Below are 21,561 nucleotides of genomic sequence, written 5' to 3'. Positions count from 1 at the left end.
TATCACGCGGGGCTGGGTGTTTGGGAGCTCGATGTAAGCTCCAATGCGATGTGGGGCAATGAGGCGTTTCTGCGCTTGCATGGCGCTGCGCCGTTAACACCTAGTAGCCGCCTTGAGCTCGCAAACCACTATTTGCCTGAAGATCGCGACACACTGGAAAGCGGGCTGGGGAAGATCATTCATCAGGGCACCCCTTTTGACGCCTGCCTACGTTTGAAAGCCCCCGGCGAAACGGCGATTACCTGGGTACAGTTAACGGGCGCTTCTATCGACGATACGGTGCCCCCCCGCCATATTGCCGGCACCCTGCAGGACATTACGCTCCTTCAGCGGAACAAACACGAACTTGAGTGGCGTCACCGTATCGATGATCTAATCACTCGCCTGCAAGCGAGCATTATTGCTGGAGATAATATCTCCGCTACGTTTTCAGGTGCGCTAGAGGCGCTGCTGTCGCTAACGGAGAGTGAATACGGGTTTATTGGTGAGGTGTTTAAGGATGAGAACGGAGAGCCGTTCCTTAAGACCCACGCCATTACTGATATTAGTTGGGACGACGCCTCACGGGCACTTTACCGTAAGGCACAAGCGCACGGTTTAGTGTTCTCTCAGTTAGACTCACTCTATGGTCATGTTCTGCGTACTGGCAAGCCGCTGATTAGCAATCGACCTTCCCATGATCCAAGGCGTGGCGGACTGCCTAAAGGGCATCCTTCCCTCGATACGCTGTTGTGTCTGCCTGTCTCAGTGGAAGGCGAGATGGTTGCCATGCTGGGACTTGCCAACTGTGCTAAGGGGTATAGCAATGAAACGCTTACGTTGCTTGAGCCATTGCTCCGGCCACTTGGTCAACTGATTCACGGTTTACGCTTGCGCCGTCAGAACGATGAAGCCTGGAAGCGCCTGGAGCTATCCTCCAAGGTGTTTTCTAGCAGTCGTGAAGCGATCATGATCTCGGATAGCGATAATCGCATTATTGAGGTTAATGAAGCATTTGAACGAATTACCGGCTATACCCGTGACGAAGTGCTTGGCAAGAACCCTCGGGTCTTATCGTCAGGGCGCCAAACACCTAGCTTCTATCGGTCACTGTGGGCGTCGCTGAACGAGAAGGGATATTGGCAGGGGGAAGTGCTTAATCGACGCAAAAACGGCGATCCATTGCCAGAGATGCTGTCAATTTCAGTGGTACGCAATGAAACTGGTGACACTACCCATCATGTTGCCGTTTTCTCCGACCTGACGCGTATCAAGCAGCATGCGGATGAGCTGTTTCGAGCGGGGTATGTGGATCGCCTGACCGCACTGCCTAATCGCCGCCACATGATTGAGCTTATGCATGAGGCGCTTGATAGCAGCAAGCCAGATGAAACCCTGGCAATAGCGGTACTCGACTTAGATGGGTTTCAGGAACTCAATTCGAGATTTGGTCGAGCGGGGGCTGATCGAATCCTGGTGGCTTTGGCTGGACAGTTGGTCAATGCGCTAGGGTCAGGTGATCTTATCGCTCGTATCGGCGGGGATGAGTTTGCCTTTTTACTGCACCGATTTGAGGGCAGTCTGGAGCGTTTAGAACTTATACTTCAACAGGTTACGAAACCACTGAGGATACCTGAACTAGGGGTCACAGATAAGACGCCGCTAAGACTGACTGGCAGCCTAGGCGTTACTCTCTTTCCTGCTGATCACAATGATCCTGACACCCTGTTACGTCACGCCGACCAGGCGATGTATCGCGCCAAAATGGTCGGTGGTAATCGTTTCGTCCTGTTCGACCCTGAGCGCGAACAAGAGCTTAAGGACCTTCAGATCCGGCGTGGACAAATTGCACGTGCACTTGATGCAGATGAGTTTGTGCTCTTTTCCCAGCCACAGTTTGATCCAGTCCTTCAGCAGGTCACCGGTGTGGAGGCGCTGATCCGCTGGCAGCACCCCGAGCGTGGGCTGCTGGCCCCCGGTCAGTTTCTACCCGCGATTGCTGGCAGCGAACTAGAACTGAGCTTTGATGCATGGGTGCTCGAAACGGCGCTGAAGCAGATGGAGGAGTGGCATGCCAGCGACATCATGCTGGAGGTATGCATTAACCTGAGCCCCCAGTCACTCACCCGAGCCGATTTCTTCGATACTCTGCAGGGTGCGTTAGCCGCACACCCAGATGTGTCGCCAGCACTGCTATGCCTTGAGGTACTGGAGTCTGCGGCGCTGGACGATCTACAAGCCGCGACACAGGTCATGCGTGCCTGTCGCTCGCTAGGGGTGAACGTTGCCTTGGATGATTTTGGTACGGGGTATTCGTCGCTGACCTACCTACGTGATCTGCCCGTGGACGTGGTTAAAGTAGATCGCAGCTTCGTTATCAACATGTTGGAGCGCGATCATGATTTGGCCATTGTTGAGAGCGTTGTGTATCTGGCTAAACGATTCAATAAAAAAGTCGTCGCGGAAGGGGTTGAGAGTAACGCTCACGTCAAACGACTGACAGAAATGGGCTGCCATTTGTTGCAAGGATTCGGTATCGCCCGTCCCATGCCGGCAAAGGCGTTGCAGACGTGGTACGAACATCCCTCAAAAATGCTCAAAGAACTCAACCTTACCTGATAGCTAGCCCCCTTGTGCGGCCAGAAGACAGCGCTACGACAGGATATAAACGTCCATCAAAATGAATTAGCAAAGGGAAATAAAATGCTAATTTAACTGAAAAGTAGCGTTGACTTATACAGGGCGGGTCTGTGATTATAAAAAATAATTAACATTTCAAAGAAAAGCCCGATAGCGGGAGGGTGTGTGTCTGCGCGTCGAAATACAGCCGTCATTTTCGGCATGTTAGCCAGTTTTTCCTGCTTGCAGAGCTATAGCCAACCTGTTTATTCAGATAGCTTGGATAATTTTGCTGCACAGCTGTTATGTAGTGATAACGCTGGCTGCCCTCCCTCGCAAAGCACAGCCCCCAGTAACCCTTTGGTAATCGAAGGCACCGTTCTGCCGGATGATGCTGCCCGTGGCGTTGATGAAGAGCAGGCCTTTTTTATTCAGCAGGGCGCTTACTTAAATCAAGCGGGTGACCTGGTATCGCTTGAAGGCAGCGCTATCGTTGTAACGCTGCCAGAGCGAGGCCAATTAAAAACGGGTAGCGGAACAGCAGTAGTAACAGCGCCGCTATCTGCCCCTGTCATTATCACTATACCGAGCGAAAAAAGAGAATAATGCGTCACTACCTGAAAAATGGGAGGGCTTGGCTTTGGCTACTCTTCGTACTCAATATTGCCTACTTAGTTTATGAGTTAGCGTTTAACAGTCGCCTGGTGGATGCATCGGTTGCCCGCTTATCGAGCGGTGATATTAGAGCGCTGGAATTAGAGGGGCGGATACTGTCGGGTATCGGACTTAGCTTGCTGCTACTACGCCTGATCACATTAAAAAATAAGCCAACCAAGTTGTTTATAAAGCAGGTGACGCTGGCGATTGCCATTGGCTTCCCAGTCATGTTTTTTGGTCAGCGCATCTTAGTTGATGTATTGATTGATCGCACTTCTGCCGAGCAGCGCATGGATGCTCAGCATCTTCTCCTGATGAAACGGGGTCTTGCCACTAACTCACTGCAGTTGGAAGGTATTGTGTTTGATGAAGAAGATCTCGATTCACCTCATACGCGTAGCTTTCTTTCTGTATTAGGGCTGATGACGTTTGTCTCTCCCGCCTTTGTTGATGATCTCAAGGCAGAGGCAGAGCGCATTATTCATCAAGTAGCGACAAATGAGGCGAGTAAGGAACTGCCAGAAAGCTACAAAGCCTATGAAACGTTGCAAGGGTCTATCCGTAGTGCATGGGATGCGTATAAAACGATTTCGGATAATTATTGGGCAGCCCAGCAAGAGATCTCCAGTCACGCTGAGCAAGCCTGGTTAGACGTTCAAGAAGACCTGTTAAGCCAATGGCAAGATAATCAAATAGAAGGAAGTGAAGAAGCTTTTACTCGTCAGGTGCTGACACTGCAGCGCAGTTTGGCAACCTATTTTAATGCCCGACAGCGATGTGAAAGTGGCCGTTTTAGAAATGAGTGTATTGTCCGAGTTGAAGAGATCTACCGTGAAGAAGTGGTTGATAACTTAGGACACTATATTGCCCCCACCGACTGGTGCTATACCCCCGAAGTAGTGACCCAAAATGTCCGTCGTGGTAACCGCTTTGTTACTGAGCAGCGAACCGTTCAGCGCTGTGAAGACCTCTCTTACGATCATTTGAATGGGAAGCTAGCCACCGTTTTAGGTGCGCCTGCTTCTTATGAACACTTTGTGGCGAGTGATGACGTTGCTGCTCAGGTAAGGCAGGCAATGCTGGCGCAGGGGATTGAGCTACCCAGTGATTGGCGCGCGAATGACCGGGAGGGATTTCTTGAGGCGATTATTGCAGAGCAGTCTCACGAGATAGGCGAGCAAGCAGATCAGTCCATGCAGCAACATTTAGGTGCATCGCTACCGCTTGATTTGAATGCCGACGCCTTTATTGCCTCTCAGCCAATTCAGGACCAGTTACACGAAGCATTACAACCACGCGATCAACAGATGGTCATCACGTTGGACCTGACGCCAGAGCAGTTCAGAGACCAGATACTGTTGCCACACTATTTAGCGTACGCCGAAGCAGAGCGGCAGCGGTTATATGACGACGCACAATTGCTCGCGAATGGTCAGCCTAGAGAAGATGAAGGTAAGCAGTACGTTCGAGCGCTCATCGTGCCCCCGATTGCAATGGGCTTTTCGCTATTTTTTGCGTTAGTGAATGCGATTGGTTTGGCCGCAAGCGTTCCTGTACTGATGGATTCCAAGCGTCGCTGGTTACCCCACGTTATCAAAGTAGGTGGGCTAGTGGTCGTTGTCACTATTCCTATGCTGAGTAGTGCAGCGGTGACGCAAACCGCAACGTACCGCTACTTTAATGAGGAATTTCAGCGTTCAATGACCACCGGGGGGGCGTTATTTGCCACCTGGGTAATCCACACCCAGCCGGTGATCTATTCGATAGGGCGCTTCACTTCCTATTTTGCGCCCCCGTTGGTAAGTGGGCACTCCAACGCCATAGAGCGTCCTGGAGACGCTAAACAGGAAAGCGAAGCAACGCCTGGCTCTGCGGAAGAAGCCTCGGTAGAAACGCTGGCTGAGCCAGCCGCTCCATCCTCTTCTCCTCCCGCCGCCCAGGAAGACGGCAGCCCTATGGCTTTGCCAGATGACGGTAGGCCGTTAGGCGTGGTGCATTTAGATGCCTCGACACCGTTAGAAAGCCAACTAGCCACACTGCATGAAAACATGCCCCATCACGCGGCACTTATTGATGTCCAGCAGCTCAGTGACGGCAACTGGGCGATCCATCGTTCTCCGGTTATCACTGGCGAAGGTACCTGCCTCACCAACTTCTCAAGAGCGATGGATATTAGTCGAGTAAATAGCCTTCAGTGGCGCGCAGCCCGGCATGGCGACTGTGGTAGCGACGCGATTGCGAAACGCCCCGTTAGTATTCCTCTTGCAGCTGATTTTGCTCGTGTTATCCAGCGAAATGAAGATGGCATCGCGCTATGGGTGCATTTCCAACCTACGCTCTTGGGCGAAGTTAATTGTCATGCAGTACGTCGTGAGGCCGACCAAATTGCTGATGTGCTAGGGGCCCATCGGTTTACCGCTGCCGCCAGTACGCCACAGGTACTTAGCTGTTTTGCGCGGCATGAACGTCAGTATGGTCTTGCTTATTTCGGGCCTGAGTATGGCGAGCCCCAAGCAGAAGGGGATAGCCAGCTTCGTCGTATGAGCTTGGCAGACGTTCAGCGCCTGCGTGAGCGCGCCAGGGGTGTCGGCTATCGTCCTCAAGCCTTAACGCTATCGGAAGCAGCGTTGGAAGGCATTCAGGGCGTTCTGACCAAGGGAGACTGGCTAGTGGTTCATCAGAGCCACACCAATACAGGCGTATTCACCTTTTCACAAACTCACGACTTACGCTATGGCGTTTTTGGGGCGAGACAACTGCCAGCCAGCACGGCAGGCCAAACACTAGACGTGATAGTGACAAGGAACCACGAATGATCATGAAAAAAGCGCTGAAATGGGCGGGAGCCATCGCGGTAGGGGTAACAACATTCTCTGCTGCGCATGCTAACGATTTGGTGGTCGAACCCTTCGCACAATCAGCATTAACGGAAGAGCAAAAGCAAGCCTGGCAATATTACATTGCCCAGGAAAGTGCTCAATATGGTTGCCAATATGGCGATGATATTCGCTTGCAGGAAGATCCTCGAGGAACCTTGCAGGCACTAGCCAATGGTGACGTCATGGATCCTCTCCAGGTGACGCTACGCACGTTTCTTTTTGCCGGAGAGAACGTTCAAACGCTGTTAGCGCGCAATATGGTGATTGCGAGTATGGAGTGTAACCCTGTCTATTACTTTGATGGGGAGCTAATTGGCCATCCGGTACTGCCCTTTGAAGAGCATCTCGACATCTTGCTTTCTAAGTTAAGGCAAACACCAGAGTTAAGCGCGCACATGGAATTTTTGCGCGGTACCAAAGCAGCGGCGATTGATGCGCGTTGGTTCTGGGCGTTTTATCTATTAGATGGCGACCACTATCGGTTATTAGGCCAGAACGTTGACACTATTCAACAAGTCGCGCGCATGTTTGTCGGCAGCTTAGGCAACGTGATGGAAGAAAATGCGTTTTGGTTGATATACGACAATGTGTTTAGCCAGGGTATCTACGTTGAAAATACCAACGAGTGCCAAGGTGAGCAGGCCGAGCCTAATGCCAACATTGTGGTTGATAAAAACATTGCCTGGGAAATGGTTGAAGCCTTTTACCGAGAAGAAGGTATTTCAAGCCGGGGCAGTTGGCGGCCAGTCGTTCAGCAAGAGGGAGATGGCTATCAATTGGCTGAATCAACCGCTATCGAAGACCCCATCAACCCCTATTTTAATGTAAGTCGCCGCGTCACTATCCATCCACAGGAGTGCCAGTAAATGTATTTTAAGGCCCTATTTACCGCCGGGGTAATATCGCTGTTTTCATTGCCCACCAGTGCATTCGCTCAGGCCGCTTGCCAGGACGATGAGCGGCTCTATTCATTTGCTGACTATGTCGATGAACGCCAGGCAGGCACGTCTGAGCCTTTGCAGTTAACCGTGGCAACGTTTTTAAACCTGACGCCCAGGGCGAGGGACGTGATCGGTGACAATCTGCGCTTACTCGATAGTGAGTGTCGCCCAATGCAAGTCAGCCAAGGTGAGCCGCCATTTCGAATCGAAATGCCTTTCTCGACGCTGTATATGGGCTTTTACGATGCTGTCCTAAGAGGGGATGAAAGAACACAGCAAATTCTGCTCAATAGCTTTCGTGCTGAGCCTGTCGATCCTATGGAGTTCATTAGTTACTTTACGGTGATTGATAGCGGCAACGAAGAGCTGATGGAGCGCTTGGCAAGAAGTGCGGGAATTAATATTCACACGGCTTCTTGTGACGCTGAAACAAAGTACCTGCACTTCGCTGATCTGTTTGTACGTTTTGGTGGAAGCGTTTACGGCGAACATGGCAAAGCGTGGTTTGTCTCTGGAGGTAGAGGCCTAATCTCATCTGTAGATACTGAACTATCTCAGATTTTTACACCGCTTAATGGAAGTTATTGTAAAGTATCAAAAAATTCTGTTCTGTCAGTGGCTGAAGCTGCTGGGGCGATAACGTTCAATATTGGCACTCACAGTCAAGATATCTTAAGTGCACGCGGTAGTCACTTCATTCAAAAGCATCAAGAGTGGCTTGAACTAGGAGCCCCCGACGCCGTACCTGCCAGCCTGTTCGATTAAATATAAATTAAAAAGGGAACTAGATGAAACGTACCTATAAGCCACTGTGCACGATGCTTCTAAGCAGCGCGCTTTTGTATGCCAGCAATGCGGCAGGCTCAACAGTAGATTGGACGCCCCTGCTTGAGTCGTGGGAAGACGGCTGTGACCAGTCTGAGGAGTGGGGAGATCTACGCCGAAATCTGGTTACCTACTCAGGGGATTCGCTCTACCCAGACGTTAACAAGATTGTCCTGCCTGCTGTTTATAAAGAAGGCCTTGGGGAAATAGATTTATTTGAGCGCAACCGAGATTATAGCGGCTACCGTTTAGCAGCAAAAAACGGTGAGTACTACGGCCTGCCTGTTGAAGGCTTCGTTTTTTATCTTGGCAACTCAAATGGCATTAACGTGCTTTTGGTTGAGTTTTCAGCGCCCATTGCCGACGTGCAGGAAAGGCTTTCAAGCGTTGAATATTCCTTGGTGAATCATGACAGCGGCCCCTATCAGGCGCAGTTGATTACTGACGAAGAAGCGGGCAAAGCCATGCTGATGTGCGATTTAAGCGTTTAAAAAATATTTTAAAATTGCTTTTTAAAGCAGGTGGCTGGCTATAGCCAGCCATGCAGGTCGTAAGTTTCTGTTATAAAGGCTTTAAGTATTTAATAAGTTGTTGCATTTTATTTTATGTTCAAAATAAATACCCCATAATTAATGCCGTTACCTGCTTAATTTATATCTTTTTTGTATCTGCTGTTGACGTGAGCACTATAGAAGCGCAAGCTGATCGCAGTTGGTTAGCAAGTCGAACGTTGTCAGCAGTATCGAAGCATTTTAGCGTTGAGCCTGGTGAAAGTTTCTTGTTCTGCCCTCTGTAACTCGGGTATTTCCCCGGCATTAATTTCGCTAAATCGAGGATTTCGATCATGGCAACTGGTACCGTAAAGTGGTTTAACGACACTAAAGGCTTCGGCTTTATTTCTCCTGAAGTTAGCGGCGACGATCTGTTCGCGCACTTCTCCGAAATTCAAGCAGATGGCTTTAAATCCCTGCAAGACGGTCAGAAGGTTTCTTTTGACGTCACTCAGGGCCAAAAAGGCCTTCAAGCTTCTAATATCAAGGTTGTGGAATAAACCCCATACTGCGATATTAGCTACCGACTAACTCGGTAAGCTTAAAAAACCCCGCCAAGTGCGGGGTTTTTTGTGTTTGTTTACTTTTGCTCACTGTACTTTCATTGTCTGTGAGTTCATCCATAGCCATCCTTAGGTTGCTCTCACAAGATGACTACACCAATCACGTTTTTTGTTCTTCGGTGTGGTTCGATAAAAAACTAATATATATGGTTTTCATTTCCTTCACTATCGATTAGCTACTGCTGTTTTATCGAGCAATAACTCATTTGCATTGCTCATCTCGGATGTTGCTACGACAATAATTCAAGTGGATTTGTATACACGCAATACACGGCTGTGGAGTATCCGGTATGAAGACCTTGTCGAACATGGGGTTTGCCCTATTTGGGGCAGCGCTGGTCGCGATTAGCTATGGGCTTGCGCGCTTTGCGTTTGGCTTATTTGTGCCTGCTATTAGCGCTGACCTGGAACTGACAGCGTACTTAGTTGGCATTATCGGGGCGCTGCCGTTTATTAGCTTTGTATTGGCCACGCTGTTTGCACCACTTGCAGCAGATCGGCTTGGTGCGCGTAACTTGGCGGTACTCTCTGGTGGATTCGGTGTAGCTGGTCTTGTAATCATCAGTCAGTCGTCAAATGCCTTATCGCTCGGTGTGGGTGTGTTTATCTGCGGGATTTGTACTGGTTTGATGATGCCCGCTCTGACTGCGGCTATGCAGGCGTTGGTGAGCCGAACAATGCATGGTCGCGTTAGCTCTATTATGAATGCAGGCACCAGTATCGGCATTATCGTGGCAGTGCCTACTGTCGTTTTTCTGGCGAATGCCTGGCGCTTTACCTACTCGAGTTTTGCTGTTTTGGCGGGCTTAGGGGTTATTGCAGCGTGGTACTTTATCCCTTCGGTTTCACGGATTGTGCCGGCGAATGCGGCACCACCGCCGCCGATCACGCGACAGCAGTGGTCGCGCCTTACCCGGCTTTCTCTATTCGCTTTTGCGATGGGTTTTGTGGCTGCGCCGTACTGGTTGTTTGCTCCAGATCTGGTGGTTACCCTCGGTGCACTATCTCCAAATCAAACCGGTTGGCTTTGGTTTGCTGTGGGGGTTGCAGGTCTAGGGGGTGCCGTAGTGAGCGATTTGGCTGACCGTAATAACCCTCCTATTACGCAAGCATTGATGCTGATGATGCTGTCCTCAAGCTTAGTGTTGCTTGCTGCTAGCCCAAGTCAGCTAGGATTGGCGATGTTTTCGGCCATGGTATTTGGCCTTGCTTACATGAGCTTAACGGGACTGTATCTGATGACCGGCATTCGTCTATTGCCGGGGCGACTTTCCCTGGGGCCAGTACTGCCTTTCATGGCCTGCGCGCTTGGGCAGGCAGCAGGATCTCCGGTTGTTGGTGTGCTGGTGGACGGGTTTGGATATGCCTACGCATTTTCGGTATTTTCGGTTGTTGGCATTGTGGTGGCGATTCTATCGCCGATTTATCCGGGCCACATTGATTACTGGGCAGACTGGGCGGAGGAGAGCGTAGAAGAACAACAACAAGTGCAAGAGGAATTGCCATCCGTTGAAGAGACGGGCCTTCAGGCAGCTTATGACAACCAGTTGCTTGACGAGAATGGCGAACCCATTGACCCTGTCGCTCAAGAATCCAATACCTCCTAACCGTTGTATTGCTGAGCTAGCACAGTGGCCATGTGCTATCGGTTCCCTTTTACTTTGTACATCGCGCTATCAGCATGCCGGAGCAGCGTATCGGCATCGTCCCCATCGGCGGGATAATAGGCCATACCAATACTGCAAGACGGCATGCTGATCTCACCGAATTCTGCGCCTAGGGGCTCGGCCATGACAGTGAGAATCTGATCTACCTTACGTGTAACGGCTTTCACCGATTGGATGTCCGTCAGCAGAACAGTAAACTCATCACCGCCCATCCGTGCGACCGTGTCCGTTTCACGTAGACAGCTCTCCAGTCGTGGAGCCACTGTGCATAGCACCCCATCACCCATGGCATGTCCATAGGTATCATTAATCATTTTGAAGTCATTAATATCCAGAAAGAGTAGCGCAAGACTGCTTTGATGGCGACGGGCCGCGCTCAAGCCTGAGACCAGCCGATCATAGAACAGTGACCTATTCGTCAGTTTTGTTAGTGGATCGTGATGGGCGAGGAAGCGTAATTCCTCTTCGGCTTGCATCAGGGCTGTCACGTCCCGCGCAACGCCGATCCGAACTTCCTCGTCTTCATACCAACGGGCAGACCATAAAATGTGCACAGTGCTGCCATCCTTACGAAGGTAGCGGTTGCGGAAATCGACGTGGTGCTGACCGTTCATGACCCGCACAATGGAGTCTTGCGTGAGCGCGAGGTCGTCAGGATGCATGTAATTGGTGATTAAGGTGCCGGTCAGCTCATCAGCACGGTAACCAAGCAGTGACTCACAGGCATCACTCACAAAGAGGATCTGATTGTCTCCATCAACCACGAAGACAGTGTCCAGCATCAGATGCACCAGTTTGGGATAGAGCGATTGCAGGTCAACGGGCATAGGCTAATCCGGCTAACATGGTTCATTGACAGGTTAGTTGCCAAAGAGCGGTAAGAACCTTGGCACACCAGTAGGGCAAGGCTGTCCAGCAATTCGATCATAACTCATGACCCAATGCCTAATACGTTGACCAGACAAAGTAAACCTTTTAGCTGGTTAAGCCCACTAGTCCCATCATGAACTTAATTCCTAGTGAAAGCAGTAATAGAACACAAACACTCGAAAACCAAATGGTCATTAACCAGCCTAAGCGCTTAGCGAATGGCTCTATCTGGCTATTTGCTAGATTGCTTTATTAGTAGGTGTGCTTCATAGCAGTCTTAGTGATTAACCAAAAAATCATATCAGTTAGGAGGTGTTACGAGGCGACGACATAACAGCAAAGGGTTGGAACAGGGTTATTAGAACAGGGCTATTAGAATAGGGTTAATAGCTGTCCTAAGGTTTCCATGCCTCGTTCGCTGCGCGCGGTCCATGGATGCCCATAGCTCAATCGTACGCAGTGACGGAACTGCTGAGTTGCCGAAAAGATGGGGCCTGGCGCTAAGCTAACGCCATGATCGAGTGCCATGTTAAATAAGCGCAGTGAATCAACTTTCTCAGGAAACTCCACCCATAAAAAATAGCCGCCAGCAGGGCGGGTGATACGTGTTTGGGTGGGGAAGTAGCGATCTGCAGACGCCAGCATACTGCCTTGTTGGGTTTCTAGAGCGTGGCGGAGCTTACGTAAGTGACGGTCGTAGCCACCGTGTTGCAAATAGTCGGCAATGGCTGGCTGCGCAGGAACGGAAGGCGAAATAGTCGTCATTAACTTCAGGCGTGAAATAGCTTCGGCGTAGCGTCCACCTGCTACCCAGCCAACGCGATAGCCAGGCGCCAAGCATTTCGAGAACGAGCTGCAGTGAATGACTAACCCTTCATCATCAAACGCTTTTACCGGAGTGGGGGGGGAGTTGCCAAAGTAAAGCTCGGAGTATACGTCGTCCTCTAGCATCGGTACTTGGTGTTGCTTTAGTAGTTGATACAGAGTTTGTTTTCGTTCATTGCTTAGGCTGGCACCGATCGGGTTTTGCAGGTGGCTCATAAACCAGCAGGCTTTGATAGGCAGCGACGTCAGTCGCTCTGCTAGCACGTCGAGGTCAATTCCCTCGCGTGGATGCACCGGAATCTCTACTGCACGCAATTTCAGCCGCTCCAATACTTGCAGACTGGCATAAAATGCCGGGGACTCACCCGCCACCAAGTCCCCTGGCTGGGTAACACACTGCAGAGCTAAGTTGAGCGCTTCCATCGCGCCATTGGTAATCACCAGCTCTTCCATTGGTAACTGAATACCGCCCAGCATGTAGCGCAAGGCAATTTGCCGGCACAGGTCGATATGTCCGGTGGTCATGTCGGCCACTATCTGCTGAGGCGAAAGCTCGCGCAGGCCACGTGTCATGCTAGTGCTCAAGCGTGAAAGCGGGAAAAGCTCGGGGCTTGGGAAGGCGGAACCAAAGGGTACCGTTCGGTCATCCTGCAGTGAGTCGAGAACCGAGAACACTAGTTCACTGACTTCTACTTCCGCCGGATCGGTGGGCTGCAACGTTACACGTGGTTCGCCCAGCAAGCGCCGAGCATGTTCACGAACAAAATAGCCTGAGCGTGCCCGCGCTGTGATGAGGCCGCGATTTTCGAGCAGGTAGTAAGCTTGAAACACCGTGGAGGGGCTGATCCCATGGTGGCGGCTGGCCTGGCGAACGGATGGTATGCGCTCCCCAGGGCCAAGCACACCCTGGCGAATCAGCGTGGCTATCTCATCGGCAAATTGTTCGTAACGTTTCATGGGATAAATCGTCGGTGCATTGAGGATAGCACCAGGATACTCCATCACAGTTTTAGGCGGCACAGTGCGACTCTCTGTTGTTGGGAAATATCACTGTGGCGCATGAATGGAGCTTAAAACAGACTCAATTTTGCCAATAAAAAGCATATCAGAAGAAAATTTTATAGCTGTTTAGTCTCAACTGATATGCAATATTTCTCTAAAACTGCGCCTGTTTGTTAGTCAGCGTAGTGGGGATAGTGGTGGTTAATAATCGGCGACGCCCCTCGACCGTATGACCTCCATTCCCTCTTTTCTGGATATCGGTATGACGCAACGCATTCCATTGCAAAACCTAACCACTGAGGCAGCGGTTGAACACCACTCGCCTTCATCTAATGATTCCCGTCACCAGCCTTCTAGTAACAATCCGTCCAATAATAAGCCACCCAAGCTTGGGCATATTTATGTGCGAGAAATTGGTGGTTTTTTTCAACGCATCCGGCGCTGCTCAAACTGGTTGTTAATGGCGCTGTATTTTGTCTTGCCATGGATTAATTGGGGCGACCGGCCGCTGATATGGTTTGATCTTTCTGCGCAAGAGTTCCATATTTTTGCGGCGACGTTTTATCCACAAGACTTTATCTTGCTCACCTGGATCTTGGTATTGTGCGCGTTTGGCCTGTTTTTGATCACGGTAGCAGCGGGGCGAGTATGGTGTGGCTATAGCTGCCCACAAAGCGTTTGGACATTTCTGTTTATTTGGTTTGAGCACCGCCTGGAGGGGCCACGGCACCGTCGGATACGCCGTGATAACGCGTCGCGTACCGTTGATACGTTATGGCGTAAGGCAGCCAAACATGCGGCTTGGCTGTTAATTGCACTGGCAACGGGGGTTGCCTTTGTTGGCTACTTCACGCCGATTAGAGCGCTAGTGGTGGATTTTATCAGCCTGAATGTGCACCCCTGGGCGCTATTCTGGATCGGCTTCTTTACGGTTTTTACATACCTGAATGCGGGTTGGCTACGCCACCAAGTATGCCTTCATATGTGTCCTTACTCGCGTTTTCAGTCTGCAATGTTCGACGCTAATACTCTGATTGTTTCTTATGATGCTGCACGTGGTGAGCCACGTCGTAACCACCTTCAGAAGGGCGCTGAGGCCTCACGTATTGGTGACTGTATCGACTGTGAGTTGTGTGTTCAGGTATGCCCAACAGGTATCGATATTCGTGATGGATTGCAGTACGAGTGTATTGGCTGTGCCGCGTGTATTGATGCCTGTGACAGCGTCATGGCACGCATTAATAAACCGCTTGGCCTCGTGCGATATACCACGGAGCGCGCGTTGGAGGGTAAAGACACCCGTTTCTGGCGCCCTCAACTGATCGCCTATGCCGTAGCACTGCTCTCTATGGTGGTGCTGCTCGTTGGCTTCTTAAATACCCGTGTGCCCATTGATGTAGATGTTGCGCGAGACCGCCAAGCGCTGTTTGAAAGTACCGAAGGCGGACGCATCGTCAATTACTACAACGTAACGCTGCGCAATCAAGATACCGATCCTCACCGTTATGCGTTAACGGCATCGGGGCTGCCAGGGCTGCGCTTACAAGGCATGGAAACGATAGACGTAGAGGCTAACGAGACCCGCCACTTACGCATTGCTCTCACTGCCGATGAGGATGTTTTGACTCAACCCAGCCACCCAGTTGAGCTGCGTTTTACATCGCTGGATGACCCATCGGTAACGAATGCTAGTGAAACGCGTTTTCTGGGGCCGTCGAGTAAGTAGTCTTTACCCTAAGTTAGTGCCGCCAATTCGATGTTTTGCCCAACTATGCTGCCCTCTGAGAAAATTTAGTGGGCGGCATATGTTGTTTTTAGTGTTTGTTTCATGTTGGTGTTAATACGTTTCGCTTTTGTAGCTTGTAACTTTCTAAAGTGAAATATAACGTCTCAAGTTGGCGGTAAAACTCATCAATTTCATTGTGTTGATGTTGAGGGTGTTTCCTCTGCATCAATTAGTTACGCTATATAAATAGCAACTTGGCTAATTATCAGAGACTATATGGGAATATGAAAATTTTTTACGCATGAATCATCGCGGCATATTCCAAGGTAGAACATGGTGACATCTAACTTATTTTCGCTTGATGATTTCCCTGTAGGGTGCATGGTGACCGACTATAAACGCCGGATTCTCTACAGTAATCGCTATCTTGAGCAATATCACGGTTATTCAACGAATGAATTGTTAGGCGCTGATTTGTTTACTTTGTTGAGCAAAGCGTCGCAGATTATGTATGACACTTATATAGTGCCCATATTAGTTCGGGAAAAGCAGTGCGACGAAATCCGACTGTCAATGGTAACTCGCTCCACAAGCACGTTACCTATCGTGGTGAGTGTGCATTGCGACGATAGTGCCAATGAACGTATTTTCTGGAGTGTCAGTAGCTTTAGCCGATCTGACCAATTATTTCAGGAACTGACGGAAACCAAAAAGCTTCTTGAACAGAAGGTCTCTTTGCTGCGTACTTTATCGGATACCGACCAACTGACAGGCTTACCTAATCGCGCCGCCTTGGCCAAACACCTTGATCAGAAAATTATTGATTTAAAGAAAGATGACATGGCATTTGCTTTGGCGTTCGTTGACCTTGATGGCTTCAAGGAGGTCAATGACCGCTATGGACACCATATGGGTGACAAAATTCTTCAATTAGTCGCCAAACGCTTGGCTAGTAACCTAAGAAGCGATGATTTGATTGCCCGCTTTGGTGGTGATGAGTTTGTTATTTTTTTGAATGGCCGTTTTAGTCCCTGTTTAGTTGAGGAGTCACTTTCTCGGCTTATTAATAAACTTTCAGAGCCATTTGATATAGATTCTGTGTTGTTACAGCTCTCTGCCAGCATAGGCGTTACTCTCTATCCGCAATCGAAAGCGGTAGAGCCTGACCAGCTGATTCGCCAAGCCGACCAGGCGATGTATCAAGCAAAACTGTCAGGTAAGAATCAGATCTGCCTATTTAATGTAGATAATGAACAAGTCCAAAAAGGTAAACAATCAGAGTTAAGTGCTATTAGAGCTGCGATGGACGCTGATCAGTTTGAGCTTTACTACCAGCCCAAAATTAACATGCTCACTGGTAAAGTGCTTGGGGCTGAAGCACTCATACGCTGGAATCATCCCAGTGAAGGATTAAAAGAACCAGCTACTTTTTTGCCTGTACTGAATAATACATCGACTGGCGTGGAACTGGGACGATGGGTTATCACCAGTGCGCTTTGCCAGCTCCAGAAGTGGCTTCAACAAGGTCTGGATTTACATGTCAGCGTCAATATCGATGGGTATCATTTACAGCATTCCCAGTTTCTCCGCGATTTAAGCAGTATCCTTGCTGATTTTCCTAATCTACCAAAACAGCGGCTTTAGCTTGAAGTGCTGGAAACAAGCACTATCGAAGATGTTAGCCATGTTTACTCAGTGCTCAATGCTTGCCGAATGATGGGGATTCGTATCTCGTTAGATGACTTTGGTACAGGGTATTCCTCTTTAAGCCATCTTAGAGATCTATCAGTCGATACGCTTAAAATTGACCGGAGTTTCGTTCAAAATATGCTGTCCAGCGCTGGAGACTTAGCCATTCTTAAAGGTGTTATTGGTTTTGCGGGCGCGTTCGAATGTGACTTAGTCGCTGAAGGTGTTGAAACACTCCAGCATAGCCAGCAGCTTATTGAGCTTGGCTGCGAGTGCGGACAAGGTTATTTTATTGCCCGCCCAATGCCTGCCCATGCTTTCAAGCCGTGGGTGGAAGAGTGGCATCAGCAAGCATTTCAGAAGCAATTCAAACATCACAGTTAGTGAACGTTTGGTATATGAAATTGGCTATTTCAGTTAAGGGAGCAAAGCTTACGTGTTGACGAAGGAGCGGGTCATAGCTCGGAATAATGTAACCGTCGTTGGGGCGGGCAATAAAACACTGATGCTCGCCCACGGTTTCGGCTGTGACCAACATATGTGGTATCACCTTATCCCCCAGCTTAAAGAGCATTACACGCTGGTCATGTTTGATTATGTAGGGTCAGGTCGATCAACAATTTCTGCCTTCAGCGAGTCACGTTACAGTGCGCTGGAAGGTTATGCTCGTGATGTCACCGAGATTTGTGATGCTCTCGATCTGAGCGAGGTGCATTTTGTAGGCCATTCGGTTAGCTGCAACATTGGCTTGTTGGCGGCAATTGCCAGTCCTGAACGGTTCGCCAGCCACCTTATGATTTGTCCATCGCCTTGCTTTTTCAATATGCCGCCAGACTATCACGGTGGATTTGAGCGTGCTGATCTTGAAGAACTCGTTGGTTTAATGGATCGGAATCATATCGGCTGGGGTAATTATCTGGCACCGCTCATTAGGGGGGCAGAGTCGTCTCCGACTTTAATTGGTGAGCTCTCCAGCAGCTTTTGTTCGACCGATCCGGTGGTGGCTAAAACGTTTGCAAGAGCTACTTTCTTTTCGGACTACCGGCATTTACTGCCCCAAGCGAAACACCCAGCGCTTGTGCTTCAAAGCGCAGTAGACTCCCTTGCCAACCCGGAAGTAGGTCGTTACATCCATGCACAGATGCCTAATAGCACGCTGCGTGTCATGGCAAGCGAGGGGCACTGCATCCACATGACGCACCCAGAGCTTGTCGCTCGGGAAATTAAGGCGTGGTTAGATAACTGAGTAGGCGCTAGCTTTTGAATAGAACGTGTCGCAGGTTAGTTAGAGCTTGCAGGGCAAGAGGTACTAGCTCTTGCCCTTGCTGACTCGCATAGCGTTAAAGCTTATTAAATAATCGCTTATTGACGTAAAGACGCGGTGGCATCTTGTGGGCCATGAACAACATCTTTAAGCTCAACGTGCCGTATTTCATCAATATCAGTTAACTCATCTAAATCGAAATGAATATAGTTAAGGCTGTCGTAAGAGCGTATGTGGAGATTCCGCTGCTGAAGATCGATCAATGAAGTCCAAGATGTATACTCGGATGTGTAGACGCGGTTGTTGTTAACGCCGGGGGCGGCAATATTTTCCACAGAATCATGAAAGCGGTTGTCGATGGTAATACCGCGCGGCCGATCAAAGTTATTCATTACATGTGCCAGTGTGGTAATTGCGCTATCGGCATCTTCCGCTTTTTCGGCAAACTGTGAATAGTAAACGGCGCGTACAAAGCGGCCAACCGATGTGTTCGACGCGGGGAGCCCAGCAGTGGCGATGCCTGAGTCGGGTTGGGCGAGTTTTACGCCACTAAGCTCTAGCTTTGATTGGTCAACGTTACTTAAAAATGTGTAATTGTTCATGTTGGTCATATGCCAGGAAAACTCTGGCCCATTGGTCATAACGCCTAACGGATTATCAATAATGTTTTGTTCACCGTTAGCAAATTCGATCACAATTGAGTTGCCCGAGGCGTCGTGCAACGTGTAATGGAACGGTGTTTTTAGCAACCCATGTGGTAGCAGTGAGGTTACCAATACAGGTTGTTCCTCTAGCGCCTGTTTGACTTCGTTAACTGTATCAAACTGAGAAAGCGTCCAGGCGCCCAGATCGATAGCGGCTAACACTGCCTGAGTGTTATCCACCATATCGGCAGGTCCTTCGGTGCTTGCGAACGCTAGTACGCTGAATGTTAGCCCCTTGTCGTTAACCCCTTCAGCTACTTTCACGTCCCCTGATACTGGGTCTGGTACGCTAATCGCTACGAATGCATTTTGACCAGCAAAGTCCAGTACATGATGTTTGTCAGCTTGCGAACCAAAGGTAGTTCCTGCTGGAAAGTAAGATACCTTGTAAGGTAGCTCCATGGGCAGCTCCATGGTGCGACCCGCATAGAAGTGATCATTCGCATCGCTATATAGAAGGGAAGTGCAAGCGGATACGGTGGGCGCTATGGCGATACTGGCAACTGCGATACAAAGGGTCGCTAAACGAGGTTTAGAAAGGCGTAGCATCATATATTTCCTCACAAGACTATTAGGAGTTAACACGCGCTACAGCAAACTATAGCGTAATTTCTAAAAAATAAATTTAAGTGAACGCTAATTTTGGTAGAGTTAAATATTGATGTTGTGTTTTTAGATACTATTAAATCCTTCTCGAAAGAAAAAGTTAGTGTGTTAAATAACGAAACGACGGCCGTGTTAGCGTGTATCGTTCATCCTGAGTATCAGTTTAAAGGTAGTGCCTTTGTCGGCATCGCTTTCGACGAGCACGTCACCTTTATGCCACTGGGCAATTGAACGAACAATAGCCAAGCCTAAGCCACCTGAGCCTGCGACACCGCTTCGCGCGGGGTCGCAGCGGTAGAACCGTTCAAACACTCTTGGCAGATCGTCTGGTGAGATGACTGAGCCATGATTATGAATGTGTAACTCAATTTGGTTTTCAACGCTCTTGGTATAAATGCCGATAGGTGTTCCTGTGCGCCCATGGTGTAGGGCATTAGCAATTAGGTTGGCTAATGCCGTGCGTAATAAGTCGCGGTTGGCAAGTACGCTACCGCTGGTGTGGTTTATCAACGTGCGATCGTCGTCTTCCGCCATGCCTTCGAAGTAATCACATAACTGGGTGGCTAGCTCACCGAGATCGACGCGTTCATAGGGAATGTCGCTTGAAGGGCTTTCGGTGCGGGCTAGAAACAGCAGGCTATCGATCATTCTCGATAGGCGTTCATACTCTTCGATATTCGATTCCAGCACCTGGCGATATTCCACGTCGTTTCTTTCCCGGCGCAGCGTATGTTGTGTTTGTCCTAGTAAGTTGGTTAAGGGGGTTCGCAGTTCGTGGGCCATATCTGCTGAGTGGCGTGAGAGTTGCGAAAATCCTTCTTCTAATCGATCCAGCATTCGGTTCAAGCCTTGGCTCAGAAGGCTTATCTCTTTCGTTTCTCCAGCCACGTCCAAGCGCCGATCCAGTTGGCGAATGTCAATGCGATTGTCCTGTTCAGCCAAGCGGCTTAGCGGTTGGAGACCCTGTCGACTGACGCCCCAACCAAGCAAAAAAGCCAGTAATGCCCCAGTCACTAATGCTACCCATAGTTTAAGTCGATAGGCAGCGAGCATCTGATTTCGCTCATTCAGTAGCTTGCCGGCGACCAGAGTTAATGGCCGGCCATCTTGTTCAAGGGTGTGCCATGCAAGCCTTGCCTGTATTGGATCAGGTGTATCACTAAAGCGGACGGTCGGCGTCATCGGCAGTTCCGGTATGGGCAGATCGCTTGGGTTAACGTCAATGAGTACCTTCCCCTCACTATCAAGTATCCACAGTAGGCTGTCGCGATTGCCCAGCATGTTGGCATAGAGATGAGGGCGTTGGTGAAGCATCGCGATGCTCTCGCTATCATGGAGCAGCGCTTCCATGCGCTCTAGGCGTCCATGCAGCATTTGGTCATCGCGCCAGGCAATTTCACGAGTTAGCGAATGGTAGAGATAGGTGCCGATACTTCCCAACAGCAGCACGCTGACAAGGGCAAAGAGTAGCGATAGGCGCGTTGCCAGAGAGTTTAGCGTTGGCATTAAGTACGATCCTCAAGCACATAACCCATGCCGCGCTCGGTGTGGATTAATTTAGTGGGAAAGGGGTCATCGACTTTCGCGCGAAGTCGCCGCCCAGCCACTTCGACGACGTTGGTGTCGCTGTCAAAGTTCATCTGCCACACCCGAGAGGCAATGTAGGTGCGCGATAACACTTCACCTTCTCGGTCGAGAAACAGCTCTAAAAGCGCAAATTCTTTGTTGGTGAGTGCAAGTCGTTCACCTTGGCGGGTGACTCGGCGGCGCAAAACGTCCATTGCTAAATCCGCTACACGAAAGTGTTCTCTTTCGCGAGGCGGGCTGCGGCGTAACAGCGTGCGCACTCGGGCTAGTAGTTCGACAAACGAGAAGGGCTTGACCAAGTAGTCGTCTGCGCCCAATTCCAGCCCCTTGACGCGATACTCCACGGCATCGCGCGCGGTCAAAAAAAGCACGGGTACTTGGCTTCGGCGGCGGATCAGTTGCAGTAATTGCCAGCCATCAAGGCCTGGCAGCATGACATCAAGAATGATCAGGTCGAATTCGCACTCTTCAATGTAATGCTGTGCATCGTATCCATCGCGAGCTACCTCAACAGCATAGCCCGATTCACCAAGCCCTCTGTTCAGGTAATCAGCGGTTTTTTGCTCGTCTTCTACTACCAGGATACGCATGCCGTCACCCCGCGAAA

16 protein-coding genes and 1 pseudogene are annotated in these 21,561 nt (G+C 49.9%); 11 read left to right on the top strand and 6 right to left on the bottom strand.

What is annotated here, in order from left to right:
* Positions 1 to 48: 48 nt before the first annotated feature.
* The 8 genes from REH51_RS07535 (at position 49) to REH51_RS07500 (ending at position 10,621) form a co-directional block, all read left to right on the top strand.
* Positions 49 to 2,598, top strand: a complete 2,550-nt coding sequence (locus tag REH51_RS07535) for a bifunctional diguanylate cyclase/phosphodiesterase (protein WP_498937419.1) — start codon at positions 49 to 51, stop codon at positions 2,596 to 2,598.
* A gap of 186 nt (positions 2,599 to 2,784) precedes the next feature.
* A complete protein-coding gene (locus REH51_RS07530; protein ID WP_009723038.1) occupies positions 2,785 to 3,204 on the top strand; it encodes a hypothetical protein in 420 nt (139 codons plus the stop codon).
* A complete protein-coding gene (locus REH51_RS07525) occupies positions 3,204 to 6,071 on the top strand; it encodes a hypothetical protein (protein WP_498937417.1) in 2,868 nt (955 codons plus the stop codon). Before REH51_RS07530 ends, REH51_RS07525 begins: the two co-directional genes overlap by 1 nt.
* Entirely contained in the window at positions 6,068 to 7,000 is a 933-nt protein-coding gene (locus tag REH51_RS07520; RefSeq protein WP_009723036.1) for a hypothetical protein, read from the top strand. The genes REH51_RS07525 and REH51_RS07520 overlap by 4 nt, the downstream gene beginning before the upstream one ends.
* Positions 7,001 to 7,840, top strand: coding sequence for a hypothetical protein (locus REH51_RS07515; RefSeq protein ID WP_009723035.1), 840 nt, complete (start codon positions 7,001 to 7,003; stop codon positions 7,838 to 7,840). It begins immediately after the preceding gene.
* Positions 7,841 to 7,863: 23 nt separating this feature from the next.
* Positions 7,864 to 8,391 carry a hypothetical protein gene (locus tag REH51_RS07510; protein WP_009723034.1) on the top strand — a complete coding sequence of 176 codons (528 nt, stop codon included), beginning with the start codon at positions 7,864 to 7,866 and terminating at the stop codon, positions 8,389 to 8,391.
* A 353-nt stretch (positions 8,392 to 8,744) separates the two neighbouring features.
* A complete protein-coding gene (locus REH51_RS07505; protein ID WP_009723033.1) occupies positions 8,745 to 8,951 on the top strand; it encodes a cold-shock protein in 207 nt (68 codons plus the stop codon).
* Positions 8,952 to 9,304: 353 nt separating this feature from the next.
* Positions 9,305 to 10,621 (top strand): MFS transporter, encoded by a 1,317-nt coding sequence (locus REH51_RS07500; RefSeq protein WP_498937415.1) that lies wholly within the window; start codon positions 9,305 to 9,307, stop codon positions 10,619 to 10,621.
* Between the two features lie 35 nt (positions 10,622 to 10,656).
* On the opposite strand, the gene REH51_RS07495 is transcribed toward REH51_RS07500, so the two are convergent.
* From REH51_RS07495 to mapR, 3 genes are all read right to left on the bottom strand, one after another.
* Entirely contained in the window at positions 10,657 to 11,508 is an 852-nt protein-coding gene (locus tag REH51_RS07495; RefSeq protein WP_498937412.1) for a diguanylate cyclase domain-containing protein, read from the bottom strand.
* Between the two features lie 148 nt (positions 11,509 to 11,656).
* A complete protein-coding gene (locus tag REH51_RS07490) occupies positions 11,657 to 11,779 on the bottom strand; it encodes a DUF2474 family protein (protein ID WP_083817053.1) in 123 nt (40 codons plus the stop codon).
* Positions 11,780 to 11,923: 144 nt separating this feature from the next.
* A complete protein-coding gene (gene mapR / locus REH51_RS07485; RefSeq protein ID WP_498937728.1) occupies positions 11,924 to 13,333 on the bottom strand; it encodes a GntR family transcriptional regulator MpaR in 1,410 nt (469 codons plus the stop codon).
* A gap of 307 nt (positions 13,334 to 13,640) precedes the next feature.
* Here mapR and ccoG point away from each other — a divergent pair, with 307 nt between their 5' ends.
* From ccoG to REH51_RS07470, 3 genes and pseudogenes are all read left to right on the top strand, one after another.
* Positions 13,641 to 15,104, top strand: coding sequence for a cytochrome c oxidase accessory protein CcoG (gene ccoG, locus REH51_RS07480; RefSeq protein ID WP_009723028.1), 1,464 nt, complete (start codon positions 13,641 to 13,643; stop codon positions 15,102 to 15,104).
* Between the two features lie 333 nt (positions 15,105 to 15,437).
* A pseudogene (locus tag REH51_RS07475) lies at positions 15,438 to 17,177 on the top strand (putative bifunctional diguanylate cyclase/phosphodiesterase).
* Between the two features lie 52 nt (positions 17,178 to 17,229).
* The gene (locus REH51_RS07470) at positions 17,230 to 18,039 is read left to right on the top strand and encodes an alpha/beta fold hydrolase (RefSeq protein WP_498937410.1); all 810 of its coding nucleotides are present in this window, start codon (positions 17,230 to 17,232) and stop codon (positions 18,037 to 18,039) included.
* Between the two features lie 116 nt (positions 18,040 to 18,155).
* Here REH51_RS07470 and REH51_RS07465 read toward each other — a convergent pair whose 3' ends face one another.
* From REH51_RS07465 to REH51_RS07455, 3 genes are all read right to left on the bottom strand, one after another.
* Positions 18,156 to 19,313 carry a linear amide C-N hydrolase gene (locus REH51_RS07465; RefSeq protein WP_234667992.1) on the bottom strand — a complete coding sequence of 386 codons (1,158 nt, stop codon included), beginning with the start codon at positions 19,311 to 19,313 and terminating at the stop codon, positions 18,156 to 18,158.
* Between the two features lie 186 nt (positions 19,314 to 19,499).
* A complete protein-coding gene (locus REH51_RS07460; RefSeq protein ID WP_498937408.1) occupies positions 19,500 to 20,873 on the bottom strand; it encodes a heavy metal sensor histidine kinase in 1,374 nt (457 codons plus the stop codon).
* A complete protein-coding gene (locus tag REH51_RS07455) occupies positions 20,873 to 21,544 on the bottom strand; it encodes a heavy metal response regulator transcription factor (RefSeq protein WP_498937406.1) in 672 nt (223 codons plus the stop codon). The genes REH51_RS07460 and REH51_RS07455 overlap by 1 nt, the downstream gene beginning before the upstream one ends.
* Positions 21,545 to 21,561: the final 17 nt, after the last annotated feature.

It is taken from the genome of Halomonas bluephagenesis (assembly GCF_054790765.1).
Note: the sequence above shows the minus strand (reverse complement) of the source record. Positions and strands in the feature narration are given on the sequence as shown.

Coding starts and splice junctions, on each gene's coding strand:
- REH51_RS07495 (WP_498937412.1), bottom strand. CDS start 11,508: ATGCCCGTTGACCTGCAATCGCTCTATCCCAAACTGGTGCATCTGATG.
- ccoG (WP_009723028.1), top strand. CDS start 13,641: ATGACGCAACGCATTCCATTGCAAAACCTAACCACTGAGGCAGCGGTT.
- REH51_RS07455 (WP_498937406.1), bottom strand. CDS start 21,544: ATGCGTATCCTGGTAGTAGAAGACGAGCAAAAAACCGCTGATTACCTG.
- REH51_RS07520 (WP_009723036.1), top strand. CDS start 6,068: ATGATCATGAAAAAAGCGCTGAAATGGGCGGGAGCCATCGCGGTAGGG.
- REH51_RS07505 (WP_009723033.1), top strand. CDS start 8,745: ATGGCAACTGGTACCGTAAAGTGGTTTAACGACACTAAAGGCTTCGGC.
- REH51_RS07500 (WP_498937415.1), top strand. CDS start 9,305: ATGAAGACCTTGTCGAACATGGGGTTTGCCCTATTTGGGGCAGCGCTG.
- REH51_RS07525 (WP_498937417.1), top strand. CDS start 3,204: ATGCGTCACTACCTGAAAAATGGGAGGGCTTGGCTTTGGCTACTCTTC.
- REH51_RS07510 (WP_009723034.1), top strand. CDS start 7,864: ATGAAACGTACCTATAAGCCACTGTGCACGATGCTTCTAAGCAGCGCG.
- mapR (WP_498937728.1), bottom strand. CDS start 13,333: ATGAAACGTTACGAACAATTTGCCGATGAGATAGCCACGCTGATTCGC.
- REH51_RS07460 (WP_498937408.1), bottom strand. CDS start 20,873: ATGCCAACGCTAAACTCTCTGGCAACGCGCCTATCGCTACTCTTTGCC.
- REH51_RS07535 (WP_498937419.1), top strand. CDS start 49: ATGTGGGGCAATGAGGCGTTTCTGCGCTTGCATGGCGCTGCGCCGTTA.
- REH51_RS07515 (WP_009723035.1), top strand. CDS start 7,001: ATGTATTTTAAGGCCCTATTTACCGCCGGGGTAATATCGCTGTTTTCA.
- REH51_RS07465 (WP_234667992.1), bottom strand. CDS start 19,313: ATGATGCTACGCCTTTCTAAACCTCGTTTAGCGACCCTTTGTATCGCA.